General features: G+C 39.5%; 2 protein-coding genes. Both read right to left on the reverse strand.

Annotation, left to right across the window (positions count from 1 at the left end; all coding sequences use genetic code 11):
• Window positions 1–114: 114 nt before the first annotated feature.
• Entirely contained in the window at window positions 115–1,644 is a 1,530-nt protein-coding gene (locus AC1DND_RS26380) for an OmpP1/FadL family transporter (protein WP_477585632.1), read from the reverse strand.
• A gap of 20 nt (window positions 1,645–1,664) precedes the next feature.
• A partial coding sequence (locus AC1DND_RS26385) for a hypothetical protein (protein ID WP_477585634.1) occupies window positions 1,665–2,106 on the reverse strand: 442 nt, incomplete at its 5' end.

Consider the following 2,106-nt stretch of genomic DNA (forward strand, 5'->3'; position numbering starts at 1 on the left):
ATGTTGAGGATACCCGATTGGGTATCCTTTTTTATGGTAAAATTTTATGGTAAAAAAAAGCGCCAATTCTCTAGTAGAAAACTGGCGCTTCTTAATTTGTAAGACAAGTTGTTACTAAAATCTTACCCCAAAGGTTAAGAATACGTTGTTTCTATTGCTTTTAACATCTGCAACAGGCTCGCTGTAATCATCTAATAAATACGGACTTGAACTGAAGTTTGTTTTGTAGTTCTGATACGCTAAATCGAAATAATAGTTATCTATGCGGTATCCAATTCCACCGGTGTAGTATTGACCCTGATAAAATTTATTGTCGCCACCTTTAACACCATTTCCGTTTACCCCGTAACCAGCTCTTAAGCTAATTTCGTTAGTCACTTTTACTTCTGCACCAACTCTGTAGTTAACCGCTTCTTTATAAGATTCTTTGATAAAAGCATTGTTGCTATTGATTGTTGAAAGATCAGAGCCATTAGAATCAGAAAAACGCATTGAGGCATAATCTACATAATCAACATCAGCTGAGATTAATGCTGTACCAGCAATTACATAGCTGATACCTGCAGATGCTTTTAACGGCGTGCGTAAGTTGTAACTGAAAGAATAGTATTGGGTAGGGTTATTTGATTTGTTTGGTGCTGTAGAAGCATTACCCGCAGTAGTTGCCTGTAAAGTCTCGCTGGTATTATCTTCAATATTCATCCAGGTTGGTGTTTGGAAATTCAAACCGATCCTTAATTCGTTTATCGGCCTGAAAATAGCACCCAATTTTAAATTAAAACCGCCGCCTTTAGTTTCCTGGTTTCTAAAGTGGGTAAGGTTGTAATTTTCGTTTCCGTTATATGTTGGTACAACGTCACCATCATTATATGAGTTAACAATGCCGGATTCCGTAAAAGTAGCATCGCTGGTGTATTTTACATTAACAAAACTTGCTGTTGCACCAATGTATACCTTATTGCCAAAATTAAGGGCACCTGCTACGTTAAATTCAGAAGTTGAACCTAAACGTGCCTCATCCCAGTTTTGTTTAAAATTTGCATTGTTATAAGGTTCTGCAGAAAATTGATTCGGAAAAGTGGGTGTGTTTTTATTAATTAAATAACTTTTGTAAGCATCGCCAGCCACGCTATTGTCGGTTCCGAAATTATTTGCTTGATCTACATATGAATCTCTTATGGAGCTGTTGGTATTGGTTCCATTATAACTGATGTTATTTAAAAAATCGTTATTTCTCGTATAGCTTAAGCCGAATACAGTACTTACCAATCCTTTATTTACATCAGCTCCCTTTATTCTTGCCGCTGGACTGTAAAATACAACGCCAATATTATTCAGATTAATCTGGTTTTTATCAGCTTTGGTATTATTGCCCAGGTATGCGCTATTGTTTGATACAGAATTAAATTCAGGGGTTAAACTAAACTCAGATTTGGTAAATAAACCCAATCCGGCGGGGTTTGCATTAATTGAACCAATATCACCTCCAACCCCAATTTGCGCACCGCCCATTCCCTTAAATCGAGCAGAACTACCATAATTGGTTTGAGAAAAGCGGAATGCATCAGGGGCGTAACTTTGGGCGTACGTTGTTCCTATAGCAGCTACTGTAGCTACTAGTGAAGCTAAAATATATTTTTTCATGTTGTGTGTTTAAATTTAAATTAACCTCTTCCTGCTCTTGATGGTCTTGAACCGCCACCACCRCCGCCGCCGGTTGAACCACCGCCACTATTTCCGCCGCCATTTGATGGTGGTGGTGAATAACTAGGTCTGCTTTCGGTTCTGGTAGGTGGAGTATAGGTTTCGTTTCTGGTAGGCCTGCTACTTTGTGTACCTTGAGGACTATAATTATCATTCCTTGTAGGTCTGCCAGCTTGCGAGCCCTGAGGTTGTGCATAGCTGCCATTACCTTGGTTTCTGCTTGGTCTTCCAGCATTAATATTTGGAGCATAACCTACACCATTTGGATTTGTAACACCAGATCTGCTCGGTCTGCCCACATTTCCGGCATTGCCGTTTCCATATCTTGGCGTGCCTCTATCGTCACTTCCAGGTCTTGGTCTGCTGTAACCTCTATTGGTATACACACCGCCACCATAGTAT

The sequence above is a fragment of the Pedobacter sp. 01N416 genome, from assembly GCF_056399685.1.